A 26,957-nucleotide genomic window follows, 5' to 3' on the forward strand; every position below is an offset into this window, starting at 1 on the left:
CAAGGTAGTTTATATCTCCCTGAAATATAAACTACAAAGGTATAACGCATGAGGCTATATATTGGTTCGCTATTATTCATATTCGGTTTTAGTTCTGTATTTGCGTCCCCATTGATTGTCGCCCACCGGGCCGGAACAGCAGATCATCCAGAAAATACCCATCACGCCATCAGTATGGCGCTACATAATAAAGCCGATGTTGTATGGCTAAGCATCCAATTTAGTAAAGAAGGTATTCCGGTATTATATCGTCCCAGTGACCTTAAAGAACTGACTGATGGCAATGGCCCGGTCTCCAACTACTCTTGGGAGGACTTGCAGCAATTAGATGCTGCATATGCCTTTAATATTCAAGGCCAATATATTTATAGAGGTAAAGGAATAAAGATACCTTCATTGCGAGAAACAATTCTGTCCTATCCGGACGCAAAGTTTTTTCTGGATATTAAATCACCTGATACCGCCCCCATTATCATGGCTGGAATACTTGATAAGCTGATAAAAGAGACGCATTCTTTCGATAGAGTGACATTTTACTCTACCGAGAAAAAATATTTGGCCGCCCTGCCGGAATATATTAATAAATTTGAGACTCGAAATTTGACCCGCCGAATTCTCACTAATGTCATTATGGCCAATGACTGCAAAATCACTAAAATCCCCGAGGATATGTTGGTCAATGAGCCTGATAAGTATCATGCCTTTGAATTAAAGCGTGATGTCAGAGTGGTCGAAAAGTATACCCTTGGTAGAGGCTCATCACGATCACAGTTGATTTGGAATCAGCCAGCCATGGCATGTTTTAAAATAAACAAAGACACCAAAGTGCTATTAATGGGGGTCAATTCCTATAAAGACTACCAGTTAGCTGACACGCTGGGAGCAGATTATGTGATGGTGGATTCCCCGTCCGCAGCCAGATATTGGCGTTAAGTAGGCATAATTCGCCTGCGAATTCTTCTATATGAGTGCAGAATAACCAGATGACAAACAACGAATAAATACTGCTTGACCATCAGGCTGCCGGTCACTATAGTACCGCCCCGTTGCAGTGCATAGCGCGGTAACGTACGGTGAGGTGTCTGAGTGGCTGAAGGAGCACGCCTGGAAAGTGTGTATACGCGTAAGTGTATCGAGGGTTCGAACCCCTCTCTCACCGCCATATTCGAGCGAAAGGCTCTGACGAAAGTCAGGGCCTTTTTCTTTGCTGCCCCATCTGGTTGCTGCTCCGTTATGACTAGCGGCGGCGCTTCTCTTTCACCGTGCGATCCCCCAGTGGAGAAAACGGCATTAAGCGGCTATAAACCACTTGATTACGGCCTTGATTCTTAGCTTGATACAGTGCTTCGTCGGTCATTTTCAGTGCTGTTAGCATCGACATTCCCGGTAGATAAAGTGAAGCGCCAATAGAAATGGTCGCCTTTATTGTCCGTCCATCAGACAATTCTACCGTTAAGTCCTCAACTCGCTGTCGAATGCGCTCAGCAACGGCTTTAATAGCCTGTGGTTCATGACGATGAGTGATAATAATAAACTCCTCCCCGCCATAGCGGCCGACAAAATCCTCATCCCTGATAGCTGACATCAATAACTTGCCAACCGCCGTCAGCAAAATATCACCGCCGTTATGTCCATAGGTGTCATTAACGGATTTAAAATGGTCAAGATCTAAAATCATCAGGCCACATGCCTGACGACTGTTATGAATTGCCGTCAGCCGATAATCGACGCTGGCTCTGTTATTTAATTGCGTTAATTTGTCAGTATTGGCTCGGTTCTTCATCGAAAAATAGGCGTAAATATGGCGCTCTTTAAAATTCAACGCATGATAACAAATAGCCAAACAGAGCACAGAAATCAGCTGATATACCATGACCTGAGTCCAGGTAAGTGATTGCGGTACGAGTAATAAAGCGGCGATCATTCTGTAAATCGCGATTAAAATAATCGTCATGTAGAATATGCGATTACTCTTTTTCTCCCATACCTTAGAGAATAAAAGAGGAATAAAAGCTATTGTTATTAAAATGTTATCTAGCGTAATCCAGCCGGTAAAAGCAAAGTTTATCACCAGCGCAGTCAAACTACTGAGCCAGCCACCATAAAAGGTAACCAAAATAATTGGGATAAGCTCGAAGCTGTAGAAGAATGACCCGGAAATAATCCACTGGTCTTGATTGAGATAGAGTGAAACCAACCCCGAAGCAAAGCCAAACACGATGCGTTTCCAAATGTCACCATCGTAAGAAAAAGCGCTATTTTTACTTAAGGCAAAATAACTAATAGAGAGTGTCGCATAGGTTACACAAGCATCTCGATATAACGTTGACAGAGATTCTAATTCACTCATGGCGTAGCATCAGTCCTTTGAATTTTATATGTTGATTCTGACCGATATTGATGTTGCCAACTGGCGACTAACATTAGTTCGCTTTTTAATTTTAAGTTATTCATTGCAATTCCTAAACATTCAATTTGGCAATGGCTCTAGTTTCTAATCTAGATCTTAGCTGTGAGATAGCCTTTATTCCTGAATAATTTCATTATGCGGCCTGCCTCTCTCTTCAGGTAACAAGATATCTCCTAATCACTTAATTCTCATCCAACAGCGCCAGGTTTATCAGCTCTTAATGCTTATTATTCAGTTTCTGGTACTTGAGGTGGATAAACAGTGCTATAGAGCATAATAGCTACTTTTCATTTGCTGATAGCGTAAATTCTCTTGCCAGCTGTGAATCTGTTCATTTAAACCACTTTATAAAACGGACGGTTATCTACTTTTCCGCCAGAGATTGATATACATCTAGATCTCATCCTGCGAATTGGCGTATCGTTGTTATTAGCTACTCGAGACGGACCCATATTGGCCCGCCATTTATTTTGTCTTTTCTTTATTTGGTTTGCACCTTAGATGAAAACGCACGGAATTAACGGCATTAGGCCGTTCAGCGCGCTTATTGACGCTTGCTGGCGAGAAACCTATACATTTCAAAGGCTTATCAAAGATATAATTGCCGGTGTCACCGTCGGTATTATTGCCATCCCATTGGCTATGGCACTGGCGATTGCCAGTGGTGTTCCCCCACAATATGGCTTATATACCTCGGCTATCGCCGGGATCGTTATTGCTGTTAGTGGTGGTTCGCGATATAGCGTATCTGGCCCGACTGCCGCTTTTGTGGTTATTCTTTATCCCGTTTCACAGCAATTTGGTTTGGCTGGTTTATTATTGGCCACATTAATATCGGGGATATTTTTACTGTGCATGGGATTAGGCCGACTAGGGCGCTTAATAGAATATATTCCATTGTCAGTGACCCTCGGCTTTACTTCGGGGATCGGTATCACCATTGCCACCATGCAAGTGAAGGATTTCTTTGGCCTTCACATGGAGGAAGTGCCGGAAAACTATGTTGGCAAAGTTGCAGCTCTCGCACAATCACTGCCAACCATTAACTTCAGTGATACGTTAATTGCCACTGTCACATTGATGGTGCTGATTTTGTGGCCACGATTAAAACTAAAGTTACCGGGTCACTTACCTGCATTGGTTGCTGGCACCGCCGTTATGGGCCTGTTATCGCTGTTTGATCATCAGGTTGCCACTATCGGCTCACGTTTTGGCTATTTGCTGGCTGATGGTACTCAAGGCCACGGCATCCCCCCTATTCTGCCGCAGTTTGTCCTTCCCTGGCACCTTCCAGCTGCCAACGGGCAAGAGTTTGTCCTGAACTGGGCCACTCTCTCTGCACTACTGCCGGCGGCCTTTTCGATGGCCATGTTAGGGGCGATTGAGTCATTGTTATGCGCGGTGGTGCTTGATGGCATGACCGGGCAAAAACACCATTCAAATAGTGAATTGGTTGGGCAAGGATTGGGTAATATGGTCGCACCATTCTTTGGTGGCATCACCGCCACCGCCGCCATAGCGCGCTCAGCGGCCAACGTCCGCGCCGGGGCAACGTCACCTGTATCGGCCATTGTCCATGCCCTACTGGTGTTGCTAGCTTTACTGGTTCTGGCGCCGATGCTGTCTTATCTGCCGTTAGCTGCCATGGCCTCTTTACTGTTGATAGTGGCCTGGAACATGAGTGAGGCGCACAAAGTTGTCGATTTACTGCGGCGTGGCCCCAAAGACGACATCATCGTGATGCTGTTGTGTATGAGCCTGACAGTCTTATTCGACATGGTGATTGCTATCACTGTGGGGATTGTATTGGCCTCATTGCTATTCATGCGCCGTATCGCCCGCATGACGCGCTTAAGTGAAATACCGGCAGAAATGAATGAGCACACCTTGATATTGCGGGTTAACGGGCCGCTGTTTTTCGCCGCGGCTGAGCGCATATTTAGCGAGTTATTGAGCCGTAGTGAACATTACGAAACGATTATTCTGCAATGGGATGCCGTGCCGGTGCTGGATGCGGGGGGTCTAAATGCCTTCCTGCGCTTCACTGAGGCGCTGAATGAACATCAGCAACTCATCATCACAGATATACCTTTCCAGCCGCTGAAGACGCTGGCAAGAGCTAGAGTGCAGCCAATTGAGGGCAAGTTGAGTTTCTATGGCTCATTGCCAGAGGCCCTGGACGTTTTACGCGCCAAAGCTTAACCCGTTTGACACTCTTGTTCGGCGATCAAAAAAGGCAGTGTAGTTATCTACACTGCCTTTTATTTATTCACGCTAAATACCGAAAATATTAAGTTACTTGCTGGTATCTAGCTCTGGGAAGCTTTTGACCAAATCATCAATCGCTTTCATCTGCACCAGGAAAGGTTCCAGTTTGTTTAATGGCAGTGCTGATGGGCCATCGCATTTAGCGCTGTTTGGCTCTGGGTGTGCTTCAATGAACAACCCTGCCAAGCCAACAGCCATGCCCGCACGAGCCAGTTCCGCAACTTGTGCACGACGACCGCCAGATGCAGCACCAAACGGATCACGGCATTGTAAAGCATGGGTCACGTCAAAAATCACCGGGTGGCCGCCCGTTGCTTGCACCATGACATTGATGCCTAACATGTCAACCACAAGGTTGTCATAACCGAAATTGCTACCGCGATCGCAAAGAATAACCTGGTCATTACCGGCTTCTTTGAACTTCTCAACGATATTGCCCATTTGGCCCGGGCTGACAAACTGAGGTTTCTTAACGTTGATAACCGCACCGGTGCGGGCCATCGCTTCGACTAAATCGGTCTGGCGCGCCAAAAATGCCGGTAACTGGATAACATCGACCACCTCGGATACTGGCTTAGCCTGACTGGCTTCATGCACGTCAGTGATGACTTTTACGCCAAATTGCTGTTTCAGTTCCTGGAAAATTCGCATCCCTTCTTCCAGGCCTGGACCACGGTAAGAGTGAATTGAAGAACGGTTGGCTTTGTCAAACGAGGCTTTAAAAACGTAAGGAATACCCAGTTTTTGGGTCACAGTTACGTAATGCTCGCAGATGCGCATCGCCAGATCACGGGACTCAAGCACATTCATGCCACCAAACAGCACGAAAGGCAGGTCATTCGCTACCTTGATATCGCCAATGCTAACCACTTTCTGTTTCATACTAATACCTTTATAAAGGGTAAATCGAGATTAATAACAGCAGCTTAACCGCAACAAATAACGCAAGAATCCTGTCGCCGATGCTGCGCCACATCCGCTATAGAAAAGAGAATCAGTGCAACGTCACTCGCTGTTGTTCAATGGAGTGGATCTGCATTTTTATCATTTCAGCGATAGGGTCTTCTGGGCACTGTTCAACAAAATAGCTTAAATCCGAGATAGCAATGTGATTGCAATCCAGTTGGGCATAAATCAGGCCACGGTCGCGGATTTCATATGGGTCATCGGGATCAAAAGCCAATACCGCTTCACTGGCCCGCAAGGCCAGCTCCATCTGCTTCTCTTCCATTAATGCCGCTTTTAGTGTGTCGAGCATTTTGCGTACAATCAGGGTATTTTCCGCTTCTTCCAAATCTTCATCTTCCAATTCGGCACTCAGCCCCAGATTACCCTTGATCCACACTTCCAGCACATGCTCGTTCAGTGTTTCACCATTCAGTGGGTTAATCAGCCACATCTCTTCATCGAGCCAGTCGGCACGAAGAATTAATTGGGTTGGGAAAATGACTGGCATCAGCGGCAAGTCCAGCTGATGTGCAATATGCAAGAAAATAACCCCCAGCGACACCGGAGTCCCCTGCCGTTTATCCAGCACTTTATCCAGCCAGATAGCATCAGACAGACGATAAACACCACCTGCACCACCAAATTTCCATTGGTGGTAAAACAGATCGATAAGCACTTCTAATTGCTGATCCTGATTGAGCCCCTCGGGCATCGCAGCCTTGGCATCATCGACCAGCTGTTGCAGTTGATTGCGCACATCAGCCAGTGGAAAATTCTGTCGAATCTCCTGGGTAACCAGTAGCACCCCCTCACACAGGGACGCGTTGTTAAATTCGAAATCAGCAATGCGACTCATAGATATCCCATCAGCAGTGGTAACTTAGTTGTTGCCAGTTTGACAATTAAATACAGGCAACCCAATGCGAGTATAAAGGCCAGCCAGCGACTTTTCTGGCTGCGGGTTCGCTTACCTAATGCAACATAGCCAAGCAGGATATAGATAATAACGCCAAACAGCTTTTCAGTCAGCCATGTTCCTTGCGGACTGAAAGGATAAAATCCGGTAATAAAGATCAATACAATGCCGCTGACAAATAGCAGCGTATCATTAATATGTGGCGTTATCTTTACCCAGCGTTTGTCCATCATAGCTGAACCACGACATTTCCAGAAGAAACGTAGTACAAACAGCGTAATACTGATGACCACCGTGAGTAAATGCAAATACTTCATGGCGATGTAATCAATCCACATGACTTCGCTTCCTTATTTTACCCATTTTGATTGGTATTGCAGCCATCTCAGCCGCCTTACTCGTGACGTTGGGCATATGTTAATTATTCATCGCTATTTATGTATTCAGTACAGAAATTCGATTTTAACGGGAATTTTCTTGATTAAACCGCCACTGCCCAAGTGTGACACGATCATTATTACCATAATCTTTATGCGTCATTACAGCACTAAATCCCGCATTCTTAAGTAATTTCTGTACCGCCCCGGCTTGCTGCCAACCATGCTCCAGCATCAACCAGCCTCCCGCCTCTAAATATGCCGGCGACTGGCGAATAATCTCAGCCAAATCAGCCAGCCCTTCAGCAGGGGCCACCAGTGCACTGTGCGGTTCATAGCGAACATCACCTTGGTTAAGGTGGGGGTCATTAGCATCAATATAAGGGGGGTTACTGACAATCAGCGTAAATAGCCCGCTCACTGACTCAAACCAGCTACTTTGCAGAAAATACACATTATTGATGGCAAGTTTTTCTGCATTATGGCGGGCTAGTGCCACAGCATCGGCTTTAATATCGCCGCCAACCACTGAGCAATCTGGGCGTTCGCTGGCGATAGCTAATGCGATGGCACCGGTGCCGGTACCTAAGTCCAAAATGCGGCAAGGAGTGGCGGGTAGATGAGCCAATGCCTGTTCCACCAAGCATTCGGTATCTGGGCGCGGGATTAATGTGGCGGAGGAAACACTCAATGGTAGCGACCAGAATTCGCGCTCCCCGACCAAATATGCTATCGGCTCCCCTTGTTCACGACGAGCAGCCAATGGCTCTAATACAGCTAATTGTTCCGCGGTCAGCACGGTTTCACCGAAAGCCAGCAAATAGGTACGCGCACGCCCTGTCACGAAACTCAACAGGATCTCGGCATCGCGCTTCGGGCTGTCACTCTGGTTAAAACGGGCTGCCGCTAACGACAGCCACTGCTGATAATCCATTAGTCTTGCTCAGACAACGCAGAGAGTTGATCAGCTTGATATTCCTGCACAATTGGCTGAATCAACATATCCAATTTGCCTTCCATCACTTCATCCAGACGGTACAGTGTCAGGTTGATACGATGGTCAGTGACACGCCCCTGTGGGAAGTTATAGGTACGATTGCGGTCTGAGCGGTCGCCAGAACCTAACAGGTTGCGACGTTCAGAGGCTTCCGCCAACTGACGCTTCTGCATTTCTGCGGCACGGATACGCGCCCCCAACACTGACATCGCTTTAGCTTTATTCTTATGCTGTGAACGCTCGTCCTGACACTCCACCACAATCCCTGTTGGGATATGGGTAATACGAATGGCCGAATCCGTGGTGTTAACGTGCTGACCACCGGCACCTGATGAGCGGAAGGTATCAATACGCAAATCACCGGCATTGATCTCTGGCATTTCAGCTTCAGGAATAGCTGGCATCACCGCAACGGTACAGGCCGAGGTATGAATACGGCCTTGCGATTCGGTTTCTGGTACACGCTGCACACGGTGACCGCCGGACTCAAACTTCAACTGGCCAAAGACGCCGTCACCGGAAACCTTGGCAATGACCTCTTTATAACCGCCATGCTCACCTTCACTGGCGCTCATGATTTCAACTTTCCAACGGCGCGCTTCGGCATAACGGCTGTACATGCGGAACATGTCACCGGCAAAAATAGCTGCTTCGTCGCCACCGGTTCCAGCACGAATTTCCAAGAAGCAATCGCGCTCATCGTCAGGGTCTTTTGGCAGCAATAACAGTTGTAATTGCTGTTCCAGCTCTTCACTACGAGCTTTGGCTTCTTTCAGTTCTTCCTGTGCCATTTCACGCATTTCAGGATCTTCGAGCATCATTTCTGCCGCTTCGAGGTCATCTTGCACACTGCGCCATTCTTTAAAACAGCGAGTGACATCCGTCAATTGCGCATATTCACGAGATAACGCGCGGAAACGGTCTTGATCGGCAATAACGCTGGCATCGCCAAGGTGCGCCAGCACTTCTTCGTGGCGCTCTTGTAACGCTTCCAGTTTGGCAACAATAGAAGACTTCATCCGTGGTTTTAAACCCTGTAATTAGAGGAAACTAGTGCTGATCCAGCCCAAGGCTGTCGCGTAATAATTGCAACCGCTCCATATCGCCATCGCTGGCTGCCTGCTGGAGGGATTTGGTGGGCGCATGAATCAGGCGGTTGGTTAGCTTGTAGGCCAGTTCGTTCACCACCTGTTCGACATCAGCCCCCTGCTCAATGGCGGCTAAAGCTTTCGCCGTCATTTCACTGCGCACCTGCTCGGCCTGAGAGCGGTAATCACGAATGGTTTCGACCGCCCCCTGCGCACGCAGCCAGGTCATAAAATTCATGCTTTCTTGTTGTACTATTGACTCAGCCTGAACTGCTGCCGCCTGACGCTGCGCCATATTGTGCTGAATAATCGCCTGTAAATCATCAACACTGTATAAATAGGCATTCGACAGTTTACCGACCTCAGGCTCAATATCCCGTGGCACGGCAATATCAACAAACAACATTGGCTGATTACGACGACTTTTCAGAGCGCGTTCGACCATGCCTTTACCAATAATAGGCAGCGGGCTGGCCGTTGAACTGATAATGATATCGGCATCCGCCAGCCGGGCATCAATCTCCGGTAAAGTAATGACCTCGGCCCCGACTTCTGTCGCCAATGCTTGGGCGCGCTCACGCGTTCGGTTAGCAATAATCATATGCTTAACTTGGTGTTCGCGCAGATGACGCGCTACCAGCTCAATGGTTTCACCGGCACCGACCAGCAACACATTCAGTTCAGAGAGTGACTCAAAGATTTGGCGTGCCAGCGTACAAGCGGCAAAAGCGACTGAGACCGCACTGGCGCCGATTTCAGTTTCGGTACGGACCCGTTTAGCCACTGAGAATGACTTTTGGAATAAACGCTCCAACTCGCCAGAAAGTGATTGCCCACGTTGAGACTCGGCAAAGGCTTTTTTCACCTGCCCCAATATCTGCGGCTCACCTAAGACTAAAGAGTCCAGGCCACTGGCAACGCGCATCAAATGGCTGACGGCATCATTTCCGTGATGCCAATACAGGCTTTTTTTCACTTCGTCCGGGCTAAGCTGATGATAATTACATAGCCAGCCGACAAGCTGTTCGTGCAGATTTTCTTGCTGTTCTACGCTGAGATATAACTCAGTTCGGTTACACGTAGACAACACGACACCGCCCTGCACCAACGGCTGTTGGAGCAAGCTAGCAAGTGCCTGATCGATAGATTCCGGTGAAAATGTCACGCGTTCACGTAGCGATACAGGTGCGGTTTTGTGGTTAATGCCTAATGCAAGCAGAGTCATGAGAACGGCTTCGAGTAATACTGGTGTTAGTATGGATTCTCGTCTGAACCGCATTCTACTTGATGCGAGGGATCAATAAAAGTCGCAGTGCATCATCCTCAGTATTATCCCAAATTATGCTCAGAAATTGATTATATGATGTACAAAATAGAACAAGATATTGACGCTCAGCCCTCAGGTCGTTAGCGTGAACAGCAATAATGCCGATTTAACATGCATCAAATACAACACATCAAAACGATTTGCTTTATTATTAAGTTGCTTCATTAGAAACGTGCCGCCAGTGAAAACCCTGCGACCGATAGGATTTATACCCATATGCCTCAGCGCAAAATCAGTTTTTATCGCCTACTTCCATTAGCTACTCTGCTGTTGGCTGCTTGTAGCACTACGCCGCCAAGCGGCCCTGCAACTAGCCCGACATCGCCACAATGGCGTCAGCATGAGCAACAATTACAGCAACTGAGCCAATTCCAAACCCGTGGTGCTTTTGCTTATATATCTGATAAACAAAAAGTTTATGCCCGTTTCTTTTGGCAACAGACTACCCCTGAACGCTACCGCCTATTGCTCACCAACCCGTTGGGTAGCACCGAGCTTGAGTTAGTCGTGCAACCCGGTGTGACTCAGTTGACGGATAATCAAGGCAAGCGCTATGTCAGCGATGCCCCACAAGAGATGATTCAAAAATTGACCGGAATGTCGATTCCGTTGGAGAGCTTACGCCAATGGATTCTAGGCTTGCCGGGAGATACCACTGACTTCATCCTTGACGATAAATACCGTCTGAAGCAACTGACTTACCGGCAAGATGGCGTGACATGGGTGGTTGATTATCAGGAATACAATACTCAGGTAACACCCGCATTGCCTAGCCGTATGGAATTAAGCCAAGGCGGGCAGCGCATCAAGCTAAAAATGGATAACTGGACGGCCAAATAGCATGACTATCACCAATCAACATGTCTGGCCGTCGCCCGCAAAGTTGAATTTATTTCTTTATATCACTGGGCAACGTGCTGATGGCTACCATCAGTTACAGACCTTGTTCCAGTTTCTCAATTATGGTGATGAACTCACTATCGTGCCGCGAGATGATAACCAGATTCGCTTGTTAACTCCCATTGCTGGTGTGGAAAATGAGCAGAATCTGATCGTTCGGGCAGCTCGCTTGCTACAACATCATCATAAACAGTCCGGTGTGATAAATATGCCACGCGGCGCGGATATCAGTATTGAGAAGCGTTTACCAATGGGCGGCGGACTGGGCGGTGGCTCTTCCAATGCCGCCACCGTGCTGGTCGCACTCAATATCTTGTGGCAATGTGGCTTATCTGATGAAGAATTAGCCGCCATAGGCCTAACATTGGGGGCCGATGTGCCGGTATTTGTGCACGGACATGCCGCCTTTGCCGAAGGAATTGGTGAAAAATTACAACCCGCAGAGCCGCCAGAGAAGTGGTATTTGGTCGCACACCCCGGTGTAAGCATCCCAACACCCATTATTTTTTCCGATCCTGAATTAAAAAGAAATACGCCAGTTCGCCCGCTGGCGGCGCTTTTAAGCGATCCGTACGCAAATGATTGCGAACCGATCGCAAGAAAACGTTTTCGCGAGGTTGAACAGGCTCTTTCATGGCTGTTAGAATATGCCCCGTCACGCCTAACCGGAACCGGCGCTTGTGTGTTCGCAGAATTCGACACTGAGTCTTCGGCCCGAGAGGTGTTAAGTATTGCCCCAGAGTGGTTGCACGGTTTTGTCGCCCGTGGCGTGAACATTTCGCCATTGCATCGCGTACGCTCTGGGAACATTGTAAGCAGTGAGCACAGATAACGATTTACAGCGTTATGTAAGGTCGAAGTAATGGCCCCACAGACCTTGAGTTCTGAAATACTTGTCTCACTTGATTGAAAGCCGGTTCATAATGCTGTTTTAGGTTTGATGTGTTTTGGCTTTAAATACCCGTATGTATATTGCAGTCAGTATGTGTTAATCGCCCCTGATTACTGATCTGACAATATCTTCTCTGGACGCATGCCTGAGGTTCTTCTCGTGCCTGATATGAAGCTTTTTGCTGGTAACGCCACCCCGGAACTAGCACAACGTATTGCCAACCGTTTGTACACCAGTCTTGGTGACGCCGCTGTAGGTCGTTTTAGCGACGGCGAAGTGAGCGTGCAAATCAACGAAAATGTACGCGGTGGTGATATTTTCATCATCCAGTCCACCTGCGCACCCACGAACGATAACCTGATGGAACTGGTTGTCATGGTTGATGCCCTGCGTCGCGCCTCCGCAGGACGAATTACTGCTGTTATTCCTTACTTCGGTTACGCCCGTCAGGATCGCCGTGTGCGCTCCGCTCGTGTACCTATCACTGCCAAAGTTGTTGCCGATTTCCTCTCAAGTGTTGGGGTTGACCGCGTATTGACAGTGGACCTTCATGCTGAACAGATCCAAGGCTTCTTTGATGTTCCGGTTGATAACGTATTTGGTAGCCCAATTTTGCTGGAAGATATGTTGCAGCAAAATCTGGAAAACCCAATTGTTGTCTCTCCAGACATCGGCGGCGTTGTTCGTGCCAGAGCTATTGCAAAACTGCTGAACGATACTGATATGGCGATTATCGACAAACGTCGTCCACGCGCTAACGTTTCTCAGGTGATGCACATCATCGGTGACGTTGCTGGCCGTGACTGCGTATTGGTTGACGATATGATCGATACCGGTGGCACTTTGTGTAAAGCGGCTGAAGCCCTGAAAGAACGTGGTGCTAAGCGTGTATTTGCTTACGCAACTCACCCGATCTTCTCTGGCAATGCGGTTGAAAACATCAAACATTCCGTTATCGACGAAGTGATTGTTTGTGACACCATTCCGCTGTCAGCTGAAATCAAAGCATTGAAAAACGTACGAACTCTGACATTGTCCGGTATGTTGGCTGAAGCTATCCGCCGTATCAGCAATGAAGAGTCAATCTCAGCGATGTTTGAACATTAATCAGTATTGAGTAATGAATCTGCGGTGCTGGCTGGCCGCAGCTCTAACGTGATCAGCCACTTTCAGGGCATCACATTAGGTTATTCATTACTTTTTGATATTGTGCGATGAGAGAATTAAAGCAGATAAAGAAAAACCCGTTGAAGCGGATGCAACAACGGGTTTTCTACTCTTGATCGATAGGTTCTTGATCAGTTGATTCTTGGCCAATAGATCTTTGAGCCGTCATTTACCCCTCCCTAACATCAGCTCATTAAAAAGCCGTGACGATAGGTTGTATATTTGCTGCCTTTACCACCGTAACACTATCAATAATAGCTAAGCACGCTAATTGTTAAGAGTGACGTTGGTTACGATTGCAACGTTTATCAAAGTGTTTAACCCACCAATAACGGTCAGCCACTTCTTCACGCCCGCCAATACGTGCACCAACTAGCCATAACAGTGCCCCGACAAAAATACTCATCACTGCACCGTGGGCAAAGAATTGCGGTAAACCAAGTTGAGTGACTTCAGTTAGTATGGAGTAACCTACCCCACCGACCATTGTCACCAAACCCAGACCCATCAGCACATTACCGAGCATTGCTGCGCTTTTACGTTTCATATGCCACCTCCACTTGGGTTGCCAATAAATAATCACCCAGCTACGCATCCCGACTGCTTGCTTAATGCGATTATTCATGTCCACTTAATAACCAAGTATAGTCAGGCTGGCGACAAAGGTATTGCGCTGGCGATCACAACTGGCAAATATATTCCAACAAATCTTTACATTATCCAGTCATTTGGCACTAAACTTGAATTATACAGATATGTAATTATTCACATTGTAAATTAGTTCACTTATCATCTGTACCTAAAGTAACTGCCACGCTGGACTGCCGGCAGCGTCAAGCACCAAGTATGCAAACCTTGGTTTTGTTATTACGCGCCATGACAGGTAAACTGTCACACTTTAATTCCTTTAGTAATAGCGAATGACGACGTGAGCAGTATTAAATTAATCGTTGGGCTGGCAAATCCGGGCGCTGAATATGCCCAAACCCGCCATAATGCGGGAGCCTGGTATGTGGATTTATTGGCTGAACGCCATAATCAATCACTGAAAGAAGAGAGCAAATTCTTCGGTTATACCGCACGGTTAAATCTGGCAGGCCAGGATGTTCGCTTGCTGGTGCCCGCTACCTTTATGAATTTAAGTGGTAAAGCGGTTGCGGCGATGGCTGGATTTTATCGCATTTTACCAGAAGAAATTTTAGTCGCTCACGATGAGCTTGATATCCCACCGGGTGTGGCAAAATTGAAGCTGGGCGGCGGCAATGGCGGCCATAACGGTCTGAAAGATATTCAGAGCAGACTTGGGAATAACCCGAACTTCTATCGCCTACGCATTGGTATTGGCCATCCTGGCGATAAAAGCAAAGTGACCGGATTTGTTCTGGGTAAACCACCCGCAAGCGAACAAACGTTAATTGACGATGCCATTGATGAATCTATCCGCTGTACTGAAGTATTGCTGAAAGAAGACATCACCAAAGCAATGAATCGCCTGCATTCCTTTAAGGCGAGTGCATAGCCATTCATCAGGTTCCCCGGCTGGCTAATATGCCTCGGGGAACCCGCTTTTAACCCTCACTCATTTCGATTGCACAGTGCGTTGATCCCCTGCTGCCCTTCGCTCGTCAGTACCACCCCAGCAATAATCACCTTCACTCGCCCAAGAAAATTATTGCTCTTAGCATCATATTCACCAGCAATATCTTGTAGTTCGTCAGTGCAAAATAGCGACGCCCAATCCGCCGCCTTTTTCTTATTTTCTGCCAATTCGTGGCCACGTTCGAATTTGTCGTTTATGGCAGTAAAGGTCAGTTGAACACTATCAAAATCCTCATAAAGCGTATTTTTCTTATAGCCGACATATCTGACACTCTTGCCAGACTTGTTTTCTATTTGCACACCATATTGGTCGACAAGCTGCGCAAAAGTGGGCCCTGCTGGCTCAATGTCTGCCGTTAGAAAGCGCATGCCTACAATGCCTACTACTCCCCCAAACAGAATTACTATCAGCCATTTATAGATGCTCATTTCCATGGGGATTATCCAAATTCCTATGCAGACTCTAATGACTTGTTATCGGACATTAGCCAGAAAACTTCAGATAGCAGAAGCGTGATCTCGGACACAGAGTTAGAAAAATCAATTACCTATCGGCTATGGCAGCAAAAGTGATTCCGGCAACGCAAGAGCATGATCGAGATAAATCGTCATTATGTGTATAATGGCGGCATAAATTTTGATTACATCGGTTCGTTAAACCTAACGAGTTGATTTTTAAGTTATTTAAGGTGATATAAAACATGGGATTCAAATGCGGTATTGTGGGCCTACCTAACGTCGGTAAATCCACCCTGTTCAACGCGTTGACACAAGCGGGCATCGAAGCAGCTAACTTCCCGTTCTGCACCATTGAACCCAATACGGGTGTGGTGCCAATGCCGGACCCGCGTCTGGACCAATTAGCCGAGATTGTTAAACCTCAGCGTATCTTGCCGACCACTATGGAATTTGTTGATATCGCTGGCCTGGTTAAAGGGGCATCCAAAGGCGAAGGTTTGGGTAACCAATTCCTGACTAATATCCGTGAAACCGAAGCAATTGGCCACGTAGTTCGTTGTTTTGAAAACGATAATATCATCCATGTTGCTGGCAAAGTTGATCCAGTAGATGACATTGACACCATCAATACTGAACTGGCCCTTTCTGATTTAGAAACCTGTGAACGTGCGATGCATCGTGTACAGAAGAAAGCCAAAGGTGGCGATAAAGACGCTAAAGCCGAACTGGAAGCGTTGGAAAAATGCCTGCCACATTTAGAGAATGCTGGCATGCTGCGCGCGCTTGACCTAACAGCAGAAGATAAAGCGGCTATCCGTTATTTGAGCTTCTTGACGCTGAAACCGACCATGTACATTGCCAACGTCAATGAAGATGGCTTCGAAAATAACCCATATCTGGATCAAGTACGGGCTATCGCTGCGGCTGAAGGTTCTGTCGTCGTTGCAGTATGCGCTGCCGTTGAATCAGATATTGCCGAGTTAGAAGATGAAGACCGCGCCGAGTTTATGGCCGAGTTAGGTATTGAAGAACCGGGTCTGAACCGTGTTATTCGCGCAGGTTATGAATTGCTGAATCTGCAAACCTATTTCACCGCCGGTGTTAAAGAAGTTCGCGCCTGGACCATCCCTGTTGGTGCCACCGCACCACAAGCCGCCGGTAAAATTCATACCGACTTTGAGAAAGGCTTTATCCGTGCCCAAACTATCGCGTTTGACGACTTTATCACCTATAAAGGTGAACAAGGCGCGAAAGAAGCCGGAAAAATGCGTTCAGAAGGCAAAGAGTACATCGTAAAAGATGGCGACGTAATGAACTTCCTGTTTAACGTCTAAATAGAATTTGTTGTTTCATGAGGTTTCACTGAATCTCATGAATGTGAACAAAAACCATAAAATCCACGCGCTTGCGTGGATTTTTTATGGCGTCTCAGATTAACTCATGGAAACACAGTTAAAAATGGGAACGTAAATGAGTACAATGGCGTTATAAGTATCACGAATGCGAAGGACAAAAGACAGGACCTTTTAGTCATGTAATGCTTCGAGATTACTGGACATAATTGCAGTAAGGTTTTGAGTAATCTTTTCTACAGGCCAATCCCACCACGCCAGTTTTTCCAGCATTGCTATCGTTTCATCAGTAAAACGTTTCTTGATCACGTTGGCAGGATTGCCACCTACCACCGCGTATGCAGGTACATCAGAAGTCACCACCGAACGTGATGAGATTATCGCCCCGTTACCGATCTTGACTCCAGGCATAATCAGCGCTTTATACCCGATCCACACATCATTACCGATGATAGTATCGCCTTTGTAAGGCAAATCATCAGCTTGGGGCATGGCTTTCTCCCATCCATTCCCGAAGATATAAAACGGGAAAGTAGAGAAGCCGGAAAGTTTATGGTTTGCCCCGTTCATAATAAACTGAGCACCTTTTGCTATGGCGCAAAACTTACCGATAATCAGCTTGTCCCCAATAAAAGGGAAATGATAGAGAACGTTGCGCTCGAAGTTTTCTGAGTCCTCTGGATCGTCGTAGTAAGTAAAATCACCCACTATGATATTTGGATTTGTCACCGTATTTTTGATGAAACAAACCTGAGGAAATCCCTTCATTGGATGTGTATTCGATGGATCGGGTCCGTACATACTCCCTCCCGCTATGAATGATTCTAATTTTTGAAGGCTAACACATCATAATGTCAGCCGTCCTTTTAGCGTGAGCGGAAAAATTTTGCATATCGAAGACCATTTTTCGCTCATGTAGACACACATCATGATATCTCCCTAATCACTGGAATTAATCGTGAATAAATCCCCCCAGAATACGCATCTGATTCACTGTATTGAATAACTATGAGCCACCACAGACTTACATGATGGGCAGCGTTTGCCCTAAGACGGGAGAACAGCACCTTCATTTAATGGTATCCATATTTTTACCTCTGCCCCATTACGGTCAGAAAGCGGCCTGCTTCCTCAGCAGCAAAGCCGCAGTACCAGCACTCTCTTACTGAACCATAGGCAATCAGAATACATGGTGGCTCTTGTAACTGTAGCCGCTCAACAATTTGTTGATCAAAGCAGTCAACTTTCAGGGCTGGAAATTGTTCCACTTTTTAGTCTCTATTTGGATTTGATGATTTAAAAAATAACATATATGTTTTATCATATATATATTCCAAGTGCGTAGGAGCTAAAAATGCTACAACCTGTTCAGCTTTTCAAAATCCTGTCAGATGAAACCCGGCTGGCTATCATCATGCTTCTTAGAGAGTCTGGGGAATTATGCGTCTGTGATCTCTGCGGCGCCACCTCGGAATCACAACCTAAAATATCTCGTCACATGGCTATTTTACGTGAGGCAGAGCTGGTTCTGGATCGTCGGGAAGGGAAATGGGTTCATTACCGACTTTCACCGCATATGCCTGCGTGGGCCGCAGAAATAATTGCAACGTCTTGGCAGTGTCTGCGGGAAGATGTTCGTGGGTGGCTGGCACAATCAGCGACTTCCTCCTGTTAGCCCATTCGCTAACATATAACTTTAAACATATGTAATGGAGTCTGAGATGGTACTGGCAGGGAGTATCTTTTTACTGACGCTAATTCTGGTCATCTGGCAGCCAAGAGGTCTTGGTATTGGCTGGAGTGCAAGTATTGGTGCTGTGCTGGCATTGGTATGTGGTGTTATCCACCTCAACGACATTCCAGTCGTCTGGAATATCGTCTGGAACGCTACAGCGACGTTTATCGCAGTGATAATCATCAGCCTGCTGCTCGACGAATCAGGTTTCTTTGAATGGGCCGCACTGCACGTCTCTCGTTGGGGTAATGGGCGCGGGCGGTTGCTTTTCACTTGGATTGTATTGTTAGGGGCGACTGTTGCAGCCTTGTTCGCCAACGATGGCGCGGCTCTCATCCTGACACCTATCGTTATTGCCATGTTACTTGCGCTGGGTTTCAGCAAAGGAACCACCCTGGCCTTCGTTATGGCTGCCGGGTTTATCGCGGATACCGCCAGCTTGCCACTTATCGTTTCAAATCTTGTGAATATTGTTTCTGCGGATTTTTTCCAGCTCGGTTTTACAGAATATGCTTCGATCATGATCCCGGTTGATATTGCTGCGATTGCCGCCACGTTGGTGGTGTTACACCTCTTTTTCCGCAAGGATATCCCCGCGACCTATGATGTCGCATTGCTGAAATCACCCGCTAGTGCGATTAAAGATCCTGCAACGTTTAAAGCTGGCTGGATTGTCCTTGCATTGCTGCTCGTTGGTTTCTTCGCTCTTGAGCCGTTGGGGATCCCCGTCAGTGCAATTGCCGCAGCTGGCGCTGTTGCCCTATTTGCTGTGGCGAAAAAAAGTCATTCCATTAATACCGGGAAAGTATTGCGTGGGGCACCGTGGCAGATCGTTATCTTCTCGCTGGGCATGTATCTGGTGGTTTATGGCCTGCGAAATGCGGGGCTTACGGAATATCTTTCTGGTGTGCTGAATGTTCTGGCAGATAACGGATTATGGGCTGCAACATTTGGTACCGGCTTCCTGACGGCATTTCTGTCGTCAGTCATGAACAATATGCCCACCGTGCTAATTGGTGCTCTGTCGATTGATGGCAGCAGCGCAACAGGAGTGATCAAAGAAGCCATGATTTACGCCAACGTCATTGGCTGTGATTTAGGCCCAAAAATCACGCCGATTGGCAGCCTGGCAACGCTGCTCTGGCTGCACGTACTCTCACAGAAGAATATGACAATCACCTGGGGATATTACTTCCGCACCGGCATCATCATGACCCTGCCTGTGCTATTTGTCACTCTGGCCGCGCTGGCGTTGCGGCTCTCCATCACTTTGTAATGAGATAACGCTATGAGCAACATTACTCTCTATCACAACCCAGCTTGCGGCACTTCACGCAACACGCTGGAGATGATCCGCAACAGTGGCAACGAACCGACGATTATTTATTATCTCGACACCCCACCGTCTCATGATGAGCTGGTAAAACTTATTGCAGATATGGGGATTACGGTGCGTGCGTTATTGCGTAAGAACGTTGAGCCTTATGAACAATTGGGCCTTGCTGACGAGCAAATTACTGATGAACAGCTGATTGGATTTATGCTCCAGCATCCGATCCTAATCAATCGCCCAATTGTTGTAACTCCGCTAGGCACCCGGTTGTGCCGCCCTTCAGAGCAGGTGCTGGATATCCTTCCGGAACCACAGAAAGGGGCATTCGCGAAAGAAGACGGTGAAAAAGTTACTGATGAGGCTGGGCGACAAATTAAACAATAACTCAGAAAGAGAAGTTCTATTTCAAAGGAGATTAATCAGCGATATGAATAATACGGTTTCTGAAAAGAAAGTTTAGAAATACTCAGAAATAAAAAACCACCTCCAGAGGTGGTTTAAAGCTGACAATAAAATCCACGCGCTTGTGTGGATTTTTGTTTCCTACGACGTCTCTATCAAAGTGGATAACAATATCATTCACTACTGAATCATGATAAATAGAAAGAAAATTGAGCTACTCACAACTACGAGGCATGAATGCTCGATCGCTTAACCAGTATGGAAGTGTTTGTGCGCGCCGCAGATCTGGGCTCTTTCGCCGCGGCAGCTACAGCATTGGGGCTTTCGCCGCAAATGGTGGCCCGCCATATAGAGGCACTTGAACAGCGATTGGGCGTGCGGTTACTTAACCGTACCACCCGCCGTCAGAGTTTGACTGACGCAGGTAGTCAATTTTTGCAAAGCTGCCGAAGGATATTAGCAGAGACGGCTGCGGCCGAATCATTGGCCGATGAAATGCAATCCATTCCTCAAGGTAAGCTGCGGATCAGCGCACCGCTGATTTTTGGCACCTACAGCTTGACGCCTTTTCTCAGTGGTTTTTTACAGCAATTTCCTGATCTCGAGGTTGACCTCACACTGAGTGACCGCTACCTGGATTTGATTGAAGAAGGATATGATGCTGCGTTCCGCATTGGGCCGCTAGATAGTCTGAGTCTGGTTGCCCGCCCGCTTGCGCCCTATCGCTTGCTGGTTGCCGCCTCCCCTAGCTACCTTGAGCACAGTGGCAAGCCTAACATCCCAGAAGAGCTTACGCAGCACAGTTGTATTAGCTACATTTGGTGGTCACGTAACAGCAATGCTGCCTGGACTTTTACCCATGATAAAAAGGTACACACGGTTGAAATAGCCAGTCGTCTGCGGATTAATGATGCCAGCGCACTGTTGATCGCGGCGCTAACAGACCAAGGTATTATCATGGCTCCCGAGGCTTTGCTGCGCGAGAGCCTGGAAAATGGCCGCCTGGTACGGATTTTGCCCGACTATGCGCCCCCTTCCAGAGAATTGCACTTAATCTATTCGGCTGATCGCCAGCGCACGGCCAAGCTGCGCTGTTTTATCCAGCAGGCTGTTGACGCCTTTTCTTAACTCACGTGGCATCAGTCAATTGCAGCCAACCCTCTCAACGCCAACATCCGTCAAGAGGCTCTCCATCAGAATCAGAGTGACTTTTATTTATCAGCACAACAGATTTAGCACCTATTCAAAACGTGCCTGCAATTCAACGGGTATATTCTTACTGGAAATATCCGACAGCATGCCAAATAGCGGGTCCCACTGTTGAATATCCAAAGTAACAATTAACTGCTCCCTGGCAAACGGATCGGCATCGACCATTGCCCTGACCTCTTCACTATTTTCTGCCCGAAAGATAATAAAACCTGCGCGTAGCGGCGTTCCTTTCAATGGACCAGAGGCCAAAACTCTCCCTTGTGAAATTAAATCCTTCAGGTACACCACATGCTCAAACACAAACTTATTCCACTCAGGGCCATCTGGGTGTTCCATTTTTACGATGTAAGTATTCATACTGTTTTACTCGTTGATGTTACGGATTGAATTCAGTGTAGTGGAACATCATGGTGCTTAAAATGGGCTGCGAGTAGATTGAGTAACAACTGACAGTTGTTAATGTCAGATGAGATTATTGGCCGCTATCAGAAAAATAGAAACCTTATTTCACTAACATGTATGCCAAAAGTTGGAGGATAATAATGCTTAGTTTTACATTAATATATTTGGCATATAATATCTTTAGCTCAAATCAAGATTCCTTTGCTAGAAAGCAATGAATATTTTATATCCAATAATATACTCCACACTATTCAACTCACCTTATTTTAACCATGCCAGATAGCTATTTTGGTTGACTATGGTTAGCTTGAACACGCTCATTTAGCGTTATAAAACACTGCTCAGTTCTATTGCTAACCAGTTGATTCTATATTAATTGCATTAATCTACCGTATGAAGTCAACTTATCCATTGTGCGTATAGATAATCGATCTAATGACTAATTTTCAATACATCAATGTAAAGCTATTGTTACAGAGCCTTATTATTTCTTACTTAACGTCTCATTTGGCCTAGTTGCGTAATTTAGACCTCTTTGCTAACATTTGAGATAATTATGTATTTATATGTTATGAAATGATATATACAAATAGAAATAATAAAAAAACAAATTAATTAGCATACTTACTACAAACAATAAGTTTATTCCTCAGTCGTCGATTTAATTATAAATCTACATATTGCATCGTAATTAAATGAATAAATATCGGGAATTAGCATTTATAAACAGAGAAAAATAGGATAGTTAACTCACCTGCGAGGTCATAAAGAATGGAAGTTCTATCTCTTATCGATGAAATTAAAAAAGAATATATCAATAACCGAATGGTATTTATTCCAGGCGATACAGTACAAGATATTTTGCTGGCGCTAGGTGCCAATCCTGACGATCTGCTAAAACTGAAAAATGTTAGCGAACATTTACTCAGTGATCCTACTCTGCCATTTCGCAAGACTAAAACTGGTCGGTTCTGTTTTGACTTTGAGAATACCAAGATTGAACGTATAGAATTTCAACCTTTTGTTCTCTCCGTAGAAGAAGGTTTTGTTCGCCATGACTCAGGTAAAAACCGTAATTTTCGCGGTATTGGTGATGATTTACAGCTTAATACGGCATTCCAGGCACTCCTGAAGCTCAACGCTTATCTGATTCATGAGGTTGCTGTTGCACCCCGCGCCAAGCTAAACCAAGGTAGCAATAAATCTCTTTGTACTGCGTTTAATATCAGAACAGTGACAACTCCAACTATGTTGGGGGAGCCCACTCTGGAGGGGGTTCATAGTGATGGTGTCGACCACACCATGACAACCTTCATTGGCAGTAATAATATGACCAGTGACAGCGCCAAGACATTTGTTCATGATATAAAACAGAAGAATGGATTAAAACATGCCGAGATAGACAAAAGTCTTGTGCGGCAAGAGGCGCAACATAAACTATTTCTCGATACTTTATTATTCGCCGATCACGAAGTAAAACACAACTTAACCCCCGTTTTTGCGCAAGATAAAACCAAGGAATCAACACGAGATATGTTAATTTTTCTCACCAGAAAACCGGTTGATAATGGGCATGTCGCATTTAAATATGACTCCTTTATCCCGCATGTAGAAATGCCACTAACAATAGACATGATAGCGCGGACGAGCTAAGTAGCGCCGAAATTAAAACGAGTTACTGCCATATTTTTATTAGTAACCCGTTGATGCAGACTGGCAATACGTCTCTTATAATGCTGCCAAAATATGAGTGAATATTAATGAGCGGGTTCGTCCCGCAGCAATTTTTACAGCAACAGCTCACGCAACAAGAATTTTTTAATTTTGCCCGAAGCGGTGCGCGGTAAATGGTCCACCAACTCTAACCGTTCGGGATATTTATACTTAGCCACTCGTCTGCTGCGGAAGAAATCAACCATTGCGGCGAAGGTTAAGGGCACGCTAGGGTCACGGAGTACCACATAAGCACAGGCTCTTTCACCGAGTCTGTCATCCGGCATCGCCACCACCCCCACATCCTGAACCAAAGGGTGCAATAGCAAGATTTCTTCTACCTCGCGACTGCTAATATTCTCACCGCCGCGAACAATAATATCTTTCTTCCGCCCGGTTATTTTGATGTAGCCCTCTTCATCCATTCGACAAAGGTCGCCACTGTAATACCAACCTTCCTCATCTAATGCTTGAGCAGTAAGTTCCGGTTCCCCCAGATAGCCGACAAAGACATTAGGGCCACGAGAAGCTTCTTCGCCTTCTTCACCATAAGCAATGGTTTTGCGCGCTTTATCGACAACTTTTATTTCGACGCCAGACACCGCGGTGCCATCGGTATTAATCACCCGCGCTAGCGGATCATCAAGTTTAACCACTGCATGAGGTGAGCTTTCTGTAGCACCGTAAACACTCAGTAATTTTATTCCGGCCTGTAAACAGTCACGGGTAATCTGTTTTGGGATGGTCGTGCCGCCACACAAAAAGAAGCGCAATGAAGAGATATCGTAAGGTTGTTGCTGCACAGTACACAGCAGGTCGTAAACAAAGGGCGTCGCCCCCATCACGCAGGTGCATTTTTCCCGCACTAACAAAATCAGACAGTCGATCGGATTAAAAATATCCAATAGCACGCTGCGAGCACCAATGATAAAAGGCGCAGTCACACCATGCAGAAATCCGGTCGCATGCCCCAGCGGCGCAGGCATCAAGATGGTATCCATCCAACTCAAATTCAGTGTTGCACAATAAGCGCGCTCGCTCGCCAGCACATTATTATGTGTGAGCATCACACCTTTAGGGACACCCTCGGTGCCGGAAGTAAACAGCACCACAGCCAATTCGTCGCCATGAACCTTCACCGGATTTTCCAATGGGGAATAATCGCGCAGCAATTGGCTGAGTGATGGTAATGACGTTGCCGGGGCCAGTTTATCCACCGCCACCACTTGCTGTAGATAGGAAAGCTGGGAACGTAGCGGTGCAATCATCGCCACTGGATCAGTATTTTTAAACAAGGTTGGAACGAATAAAACCCGAGCCTGGCTCTTATTGAGCGTCCAGATAAGTTCGGTTTCGCGATATGCGGGCAGCAGAGGAACCGAAACGGCACCGACTTTGAGGCAAGCCAGATAGATCAGGGTGAATTCACTCCAACCCGGAAGCTGAAAGGCGACTCTATCACCGGGTTGAATACCGCAGTCCAGCAAATAAGTGGCAAGGCAGGCAGCAGCCCGATCCAATGCGGCATAAGTATATGACGCCCCTTGATTATCAAGGACAGCTATCTTTTCCGGGGCAACTTTAACGGAATGATGCCAATAATCAGCCAGTGAAGCATCGCCCCAGTAACCCTGCCGCCGATACTCTTCCCTGCGTGCATCATTAAGTTTAATGGTGACAGTCATTCTTTTATCTCACTTATTAACAGCAACTGCGCGGTGTAGTTGTCTATCTAATCGTTCTTGTGATGCAGGAAGATGGCCTACGAATAGGCCGGATATGAGAACAATCAATGCGGGGTTAGCCGAAACGGAATTCAACACCAAAAGTACCCTGCGGATATTCCCATTTTTCCAAAATTGTATCGCCACAGAGCACTCGGCAAGTGCCGCATTCCAGACATCCGGCATAATCAAAATGAATATTGCCATCGCTATCTTGCTTGTAGAGCCCCGCAGGACAGGCATTAATCAGCTTGCGGAAGTGTTCTCGGTCAGGGTTATCAACCAGTACAATGTGCGGATTACTTTCATCCACGCGAAATTTATTAATGCCCAGTTTTACATCTACATTGACGGTATTTTTACTGTTCATAGTGCCGTTGCCCCCTTGATTCCGTCCTTCAGCAGATTAATCAGCCCGACCTTTTTGGCGTGGTTAAATATCTTCGAACGTATAGGTTTGCTTGGGCTGCCATCAATAATGAACATATCAGCCATGATGTCGGCGACCATGCGAGGGTATTGCGTAAACATCCGCGGGTTTTCCATCATGGCCGGCATCTTGCGAAAATGGTGCATATCCTGCATCACAAAGCTCTGTTCCAGTTTTTTCTTGTAACCCATCAGCCCATTAGCAGAGAAATCCTGCTGCTTTTTCGCTTCAATGGCAGTCAGCGCGGCAGCTTCTGCCGATGCAATCGCCAAATCCATACCGCGAATGGTATAGCCTAAATTTAAACAGAGCCCCGCAGCATCACCGACAATCATCACACCATCATTCACCAGCGGCGGTATCATCGCTAACCCGCCCTCAGGCACCACATGGGCTGAATATTCCAGCAATGTGCCACCTTGAATCAGCGGACGAATGGCAGGATGCTGCTTAAAGTCTTCCAACATTTGTGGCACGCTTTTGCTGGCGTGCTCAATGTCAGCCAGCCCGCAAACCAATCCCAGCGAGATGGAATCGCGGTTGGTATACAGGAATCCGCCCCCCATCAAACCATTAGAAGGAGACCCGGCAAACAACCAAGCGGCCCCCTCGCCAGCAGAGAGATTGAAGCGCTCTTCTATTTGGGATGGCGACAGCGCAATCACCTCTTTGACCCCTACGGCATAATGATGAGGCGACGGCGGCGGCACCATTCCAATCGAGCGTCCCAGCAGCGAATTAACGCCATCAGCCAAAATGACAATATTCGCTTCCAACGAATCGTCGCCAGCCTGTACACCAGTGACCCGGTTACCATCACGGAGTAAAGCATCGACTCTGACGCCGGGAATAAATTGCACCCCAGCTTCTTCAGCCTTTTCCATTAACCAAGGATCGAACCGATTGCGCAGCACGGTGTAAGAGGCTTTAAGCGGAATATCCGGCTGTTCACTATGGAAATCCAAGGTGACGGCGCTTTCATCAGTGAGAAATGAAATCTTTTCTTTAGTGACTTTACGCTCGACCGGAGCCTCTTGTGCAAAGCCCGGCATAATCTTCTCCAGACTGTGTGCGTAGAGACGCCCTCCGGTCATGTTTTTACTTCCGGCGGTATTCCCGCGCTCAATGACCAGGACATCCAGCCCCGCTTTCGCCATGACATAGCCCGCAATACAACCCGCGACCCCAGCGCCGACGACGATGGCATCGAACTTTTCTTCCGACATTGCTTGACTCCCTACCCCGCCACGATTTCCGCTATCTTGCGCGGTGCCTGAGTGACACCGCAAAATAAGGGAGCAAACAG

Annotated in this window: 27 protein-coding genes and 1 tRNA gene; 13 read left to right on the plus strand and 15 right to left on the minus strand. The window is 46.8% G+C overall.

Annotated features, from left to right (window positions below; all coding sequences use genetic code 11):
- The first annotated feature begins 48 nt into the window (after positions 1-48).
- The gene (locus FTA96_RS04100; RefSeq protein ID WP_050146438.1) at positions 49-933 is read left to right on the plus strand and encodes a glycerophosphodiester phosphodiesterase family protein; all 885 of its coding nucleotides are present in this window, start codon (positions 49-51) and stop codon (positions 931-933) included.
- A gap of 139 nt (positions 934-1,072) precedes the next feature.
- Positions 1,073-1,162, plus strand: a tRNA-Ser gene (locus FTA96_RS04105).
- Between the two features lie 75 nt (positions 1,163-1,237).
- On the opposite strand, the gene FTA96_RS04110 is transcribed toward FTA96_RS04105, so the two are convergent.
- Complete coding sequence (locus FTA96_RS04110) at positions 1,238-2,350, minus strand: GGDEF domain-containing protein (RefSeq protein WP_145573218.1); 1,113 nt, start codon at positions 2,348-2,350, stop codon at positions 1,238-1,240.
- Between the two features lie 561 nt (positions 2,351-2,911).
- On the opposite strand from FTA96_RS04110, the gene dauA reads away from it, so the two are divergent.
- Positions 2,912-4,612, plus strand: coding sequence for a C4-dicarboxylic acid transporter DauA (dauA, locus tag FTA96_RS04115; protein WP_050122129.1), 1,701 nt, complete (start codon positions 2,912-2,914; stop codon positions 4,610-4,612).
- Between the two features lie 93 nt (positions 4,613-4,705).
- On the opposite strand, the gene kdsA is transcribed toward dauA, so the two are convergent.
- From kdsA to hemA, 6 genes are all read right to left on the minus strand, one after another.
- Complete coding sequence (gene kdsA / locus FTA96_RS04120; RefSeq protein WP_050107275.1) at positions 4,706-5,560, minus strand: 3-deoxy-8-phosphooctulonate synthase; 855 nt, start codon at positions 5,558-5,560, stop codon at positions 4,706-4,708.
- A 112-nt stretch (positions 5,561-5,672) separates the two neighbouring features.
- Positions 5,673-6,482: an invasion regulator SirB1 gene (sirB1, locus tag FTA96_RS04125; protein ID WP_050107276.1), complete on the minus strand. Its 810-nt coding sequence runs from the start codon at positions 6,480-6,482 to the stop codon at positions 5,673-5,675.
- Positions 6,479-6,880, minus strand: a complete 402-nt coding sequence (locus FTA96_RS04130; RefSeq protein WP_004708579.1) for a SirB2 family protein — start codon at positions 6,878-6,880, stop codon at positions 6,479-6,481. Before FTA96_RS04130 ends, sirB1 begins: the two co-directional genes overlap by 4 nt.
- Before the next feature lie 124 nt (positions 6,881-7,004).
- A complete protein-coding gene (gene prmC, locus FTA96_RS04135) occupies positions 7,005-7,853 on the minus strand; it encodes a peptide chain release factor N(5)-glutamine methyltransferase (RefSeq protein ID WP_145573219.1) in 849 nt (282 codons plus the stop codon).
- Complete coding sequence (gene prfA, locus FTA96_RS04140) at positions 7,853-8,935, minus strand: peptide chain release factor 1 (RefSeq protein ID WP_050107278.1); 1,083 nt, start codon at positions 8,933-8,935, stop codon at positions 7,853-7,855. The genes prmC and prfA overlap by 1 nt, the downstream gene beginning before the upstream one ends.
- A 31-nt stretch (positions 8,936-8,966) precedes the next feature.
- Positions 8,967-10,229, minus strand: coding sequence for a glutamyl-tRNA reductase (gene hemA, locus FTA96_RS04145; protein ID WP_050107279.1), 1,263 nt, complete (start codon positions 10,227-10,229; stop codon positions 8,967-8,969).
- A 318-nt stretch (positions 10,230-10,547) separates the two neighbouring features.
- Between hemA and lolB the strand changes: the two genes are divergently transcribed.
- From lolB to prs, 3 genes are all read left to right on the plus strand, one after another.
- A complete protein-coding gene (lolB, locus tag FTA96_RS04150) occupies positions 10,548-11,171 on the plus strand; it encodes a lipoprotein insertase outer membrane protein LolB (RefSeq protein ID WP_050133956.1) in 624 nt (207 codons plus the stop codon).
- A 1-nt stretch (position 11,172) separates the two neighbouring features.
- On the plus strand, positions 11,173-12,063 hold the full coding sequence (gene ispE / locus FTA96_RS04155) for a 4-(cytidine 5'-diphospho)-2-C-methyl-D-erythritol kinase (RefSeq protein ID WP_145506868.1): 891 nt from the start codon (positions 11,173-11,175) through the stop codon (positions 12,061-12,063).
- Positions 12,064-12,282: 219 nt separating this feature from the next.
- Positions 12,283-13,230: a ribose-phosphate diphosphokinase gene (gene prs / locus FTA96_RS04160; protein ID WP_004390739.1), complete on the plus strand. Its 948-nt coding sequence runs from the start codon at positions 12,283-12,285 to the stop codon at positions 13,228-13,230.
- 334 nt (positions 13,231-13,564) lie between these two features.
- Here prs and ychH read toward each other — a convergent pair whose 3' ends face one another.
- A complete protein-coding gene (gene ychH / locus FTA96_RS04165) occupies positions 13,565-13,837 on the minus strand; it encodes a stress-induced protein YchH (RefSeq protein ID WP_050107282.1) in 273 nt (90 codons plus the stop codon).
- Positions 13,838-14,218: 381 nt separating this feature from the next.
- On the opposite strand from ychH, the gene pth reads away from it, so the two are divergent.
- On the plus strand, positions 14,219-14,809 hold the full coding sequence (gene pth / locus FTA96_RS04170) for an aminoacyl-tRNA hydrolase (protein ID WP_050107283.1): 591 nt from the start codon (positions 14,219-14,221) through the stop codon (positions 14,807-14,809).
- A gap of 56 nt (positions 14,810-14,865) precedes the next feature.
- Here the strand turns inward: pth and FTA96_RS04175 are convergent, their stop codons facing one another.
- Complete coding sequence (locus tag FTA96_RS04175; RefSeq protein WP_050122124.1) at positions 14,866-15,324, minus strand: hypothetical protein; 459 nt, start codon at positions 15,322-15,324, stop codon at positions 14,866-14,868.
- 266 nt (positions 15,325-15,590) lie between these two features.
- Here FTA96_RS04175 and ychF point away from each other — a divergent pair, with 266 nt between their 5' ends.
- Positions 15,591-16,682 (plus strand): redox-regulated ATPase YchF, encoded by a 1,092-nt coding sequence (ychF, locus tag FTA96_RS04180; RefSeq protein ID WP_050122122.1) that lies wholly within the window; start codon positions 15,591-15,593, stop codon positions 16,680-16,682.
- A gap of 192 nt (positions 16,683-16,874) precedes the next feature.
- Here ychF and FTA96_RS04185 read toward each other — a convergent pair whose 3' ends face one another.
- Both FTA96_RS04185 and FTA96_RS04190 read right to left on the minus strand, forming a co-directional pair.
- The gene (locus tag FTA96_RS04185; RefSeq protein WP_050122121.1) at positions 16,875-17,501 is read right to left on the minus strand and encodes a Vat family streptogramin A O-acetyltransferase; all 627 of its coding nucleotides are present in this window, start codon (positions 17,499-17,501) and stop codon (positions 16,875-16,877) included.
- Between the two features lie 290 nt (positions 17,502-17,791).
- Positions 17,792-17,968 (minus strand): hypothetical protein, encoded by a 177-nt coding sequence (locus FTA96_RS04190; protein WP_391592620.1) that lies wholly within the window; start codon positions 17,966-17,968, stop codon positions 17,792-17,794.
- Between the two features lie 86 nt (positions 17,969-18,054).
- Here FTA96_RS04190 and FTA96_RS04195 point away from each other — a divergent pair, with 86 nt between their 5' ends.
- The 4 genes from FTA96_RS04195 to FTA96_RS04210 all read left to right on the plus strand — a co-directional run bounded on the left by FTA96_RS04195 (position 18,055) and on the right by FTA96_RS04210 (position 21,298).
- Complete coding sequence (locus tag FTA96_RS04195; RefSeq protein WP_050107287.1) at positions 18,055-18,375, plus strand: transcriptional regulator; 321 nt, start codon at positions 18,055-18,057, stop codon at positions 18,373-18,375.
- Between the two features lie 46 nt (positions 18,376-18,421).
- Positions 18,422-19,711 (plus strand): arsenic transporter, encoded by a 1,290-nt coding sequence (locus FTA96_RS04200; RefSeq protein WP_145573222.1) that lies wholly within the window; start codon positions 18,422-18,424, stop codon positions 19,709-19,711.
- A gap of 12 nt (positions 19,712-19,723) precedes the next feature.
- Positions 19,724-20,152 (plus strand): glutaredoxin-dependent arsenate reductase, encoded by a 429-nt coding sequence (gene arsC / locus FTA96_RS04205; RefSeq protein WP_050122119.1) that lies wholly within the window; start codon positions 19,724-19,726, stop codon positions 20,150-20,152.
- Between the two features lie 255 nt (positions 20,153-20,407).
- Complete coding sequence (locus FTA96_RS04210; protein ID WP_050146423.1) at positions 20,408-21,298, plus strand: LysR family transcriptional regulator; 891 nt, start codon at positions 20,408-20,410, stop codon at positions 21,296-21,298.
- 111 nt (positions 21,299-21,409) lie between these two features.
- On the opposite strand, the gene FTA96_RS04215 is transcribed toward FTA96_RS04210, so the two are convergent.
- Positions 21,410-21,739, minus strand: coding sequence for a YciI family protein (locus FTA96_RS04215; RefSeq protein WP_050133935.1), 330 nt, complete (start codon positions 21,737-21,739; stop codon positions 21,410-21,412).
- Between the two features lie 816 nt (positions 21,740-22,555).
- Here FTA96_RS04215 and FTA96_RS04220 point away from each other — a divergent pair.
- Positions 22,556-23,437: a 2OG-Fe dioxygenase family protein gene (locus FTA96_RS04220; protein ID WP_145573223.1), complete on the plus strand. Its 882-nt coding sequence runs from the start codon at positions 22,556-22,558 to the stop codon at positions 23,435-23,437.
- A 134-nt stretch (positions 23,438-23,571) separates the two neighbouring features.
- Here the strand turns inward: FTA96_RS04220 and fadK are convergent, their stop codons facing one another.
- The 3 genes from fadK to FTA96_RS04235 form a co-directional block, all read right to left on the minus strand.
- On the minus strand, positions 23,572-25,182 hold the full coding sequence (gene fadK / locus FTA96_RS04225) for a medium-chain fatty-acid--CoA ligase (protein ID WP_145530735.1): 1,611 nt from the start codon (positions 25,180-25,182) through the stop codon (positions 23,572-23,574).
- A gap of 115 nt (positions 25,183-25,297) precedes the next feature.
- Positions 25,298-25,591, minus strand: coding sequence for a ferredoxin (locus FTA96_RS04230; protein ID WP_050107304.1), 294 nt, complete (start codon positions 25,589-25,591; stop codon positions 25,298-25,300).
- Positions 25,588-26,877 (minus strand): FAD-dependent oxidoreductase, encoded by a 1,290-nt coding sequence (locus tag FTA96_RS04235; protein ID WP_145573225.1) that lies wholly within the window; start codon positions 26,875-26,877, stop codon positions 25,588-25,590. The genes FTA96_RS04230 and FTA96_RS04235 overlap by 4 nt, the downstream gene beginning before the upstream one ends.
- Positions 26,878-26,957: the final 80 nt, after the last annotated feature.

The sequence above is a fragment of the Yersinia alsatica genome (assembly GCF_902170305.1).
Taxonomy (GTDB): Bacteria; Pseudomonadota; Gammaproteobacteria; order Enterobacterales; family Enterobacteriaceae; genus Yersinia; species Yersinia alsatica.

Excerpts from the sequence above, each read along its gene's own strand:
- FTA96_RS04100 (WP_050146438.1), top strand. The coding sequence starts at position 49 with ATGAGGCTATATATTGGTTCGCTATTATTCATATTCGGTTTTAGTTCT.
- kdsA (WP_050107275.1), bottom strand. The coding sequence starts at position 5,560 with ATGAAACAGAAAGTGGTTAGCATTGGCGATATCAAGGTAGCGAATGAC.
- FTA96_RS04220 (WP_145573223.1), top strand. The coding sequence starts at position 22,556 with ATGGAAGTTCTATCTCTTATCGATGAAATTAAAAAAGAATATATCAAT.
- FTA96_RS04175 (WP_050122124.1), bottom strand. The coding sequence starts at position 15,324 with ATGGAAATGAGCATCTATAAATGGCTGATAGTAATTCTGTTTGGGGGA.
- FTA96_RS04230 (WP_050107304.1), bottom strand. The coding sequence starts at position 25,591 with ATGAACAGTAAAAATACCGTCAATGTAGATGTAAAACTGGGCATTAAT.
- ychH (WP_050107282.1), bottom strand. The coding sequence starts at position 13,837 with ATGAAACGTAAAAGCGCAGCAATGCTCGGTAATGTGCTGATGGGTCTG.
- FTA96_RS04200 (WP_145573222.1), top strand. The coding sequence starts at position 18,422 with ATGGTACTGGCAGGGAGTATCTTTTTACTGACGCTAATTCTGGTCATC.
- FTA96_RS04130 (WP_004708579.1), bottom strand. The coding sequence starts at position 6,880 with ATGTGGATTGATTACATCGCCATGAAGTATTTGCATTTACTCACGGTG.
- hemA (WP_050107279.1), bottom strand. The coding sequence starts at position 10,229 with ATGACTCTGCTTGCATTAGGCATTAACCACAAAACCGCACCTGTATCG.
- FTA96_RS04235 (WP_145573225.1), bottom strand. The coding sequence starts at position 26,877 with ATGTCGGAAGAAAAGTTCGATGCCATCGTCGTCGGCGCTGGGGTCGCG.
- dauA (WP_050122129.1), top strand. The coding sequence starts at position 2,912 with ATGAAAACGCACGGAATTAACGGCATTAGGCCGTTCAGCGCGCTTATT.
- sirB1 (WP_050107276.1), bottom strand. The coding sequence starts at position 6,482 with ATGAGTCGCATTGCTGATTTCGAATTTAACAACGCGTCCCTGTGTGAG.
- lolB (WP_050133956.1), top strand. The coding sequence starts at position 10,548 with ATGCCTCAGCGCAAAATCAGTTTTTATCGCCTACTTCCATTAGCTACT.
- FTA96_RS04185 (WP_050122121.1), bottom strand. The coding sequence starts at position 17,501 with ATGTACGGACCCGATCCATCGAATACACATCCAATGAAGGGATTTCCT.
- arsC (WP_050122119.1), top strand. The coding sequence starts at position 19,724 with ATGAGCAACATTACTCTCTATCACAACCCAGCTTGCGGCACTTCACGC.
- FTA96_RS04215 (WP_050133935.1), bottom strand. The coding sequence starts at position 21,739 with ATGAATACTTACATCGTAAAAATGGAACACCCAGATGGCCCTGAGTGG.
- prmC (WP_145573219.1), bottom strand. The coding sequence starts at position 7,853 with ATGGATTATCAGCAGTGGCTGTCGTTAGCGGCAGCCCGTTTTAACCAG.
- prfA (WP_050107278.1), bottom strand. The coding sequence starts at position 8,935 with ATGAAGTCTTCTATTGTTGCCAAACTGGAAGCGTTACAAGAGCGCCAC.
- ychF (WP_050122122.1), top strand. The coding sequence starts at position 15,591 with ATGGGATTCAAATGCGGTATTGTGGGCCTACCTAACGTCGGTAAATCC.
- FTA96_RS04195 (WP_050107287.1), top strand. The coding sequence starts at position 18,055 with ATGCTACAACCTGTTCAGCTTTTCAAAATCCTGTCAGATGAAACCCGG.
- FTA96_RS04110 (WP_145573218.1), bottom strand. The coding sequence starts at position 2,350 with ATGAGTGAATTAGAATCTCTGTCAACGTTATATCGAGATGCTTGTGTA.
- FTA96_RS04210 (WP_050146423.1), top strand. The coding sequence starts at position 20,408 with ATGCTCGATCGCTTAACCAGTATGGAAGTGTTTGTGCGCGCCGCAGAT.
- fadK (WP_145530735.1), bottom strand. The coding sequence starts at position 25,182 with ATGACTGTCACCATTAAACTTAATGATGCACGCAGGGAAGAGTATCGG.
- ispE (WP_145506868.1), top strand. The coding sequence starts at position 11,173 with ATGACTATCACCAATCAACATGTCTGGCCGTCGCCCGCAAAGTTGAAT.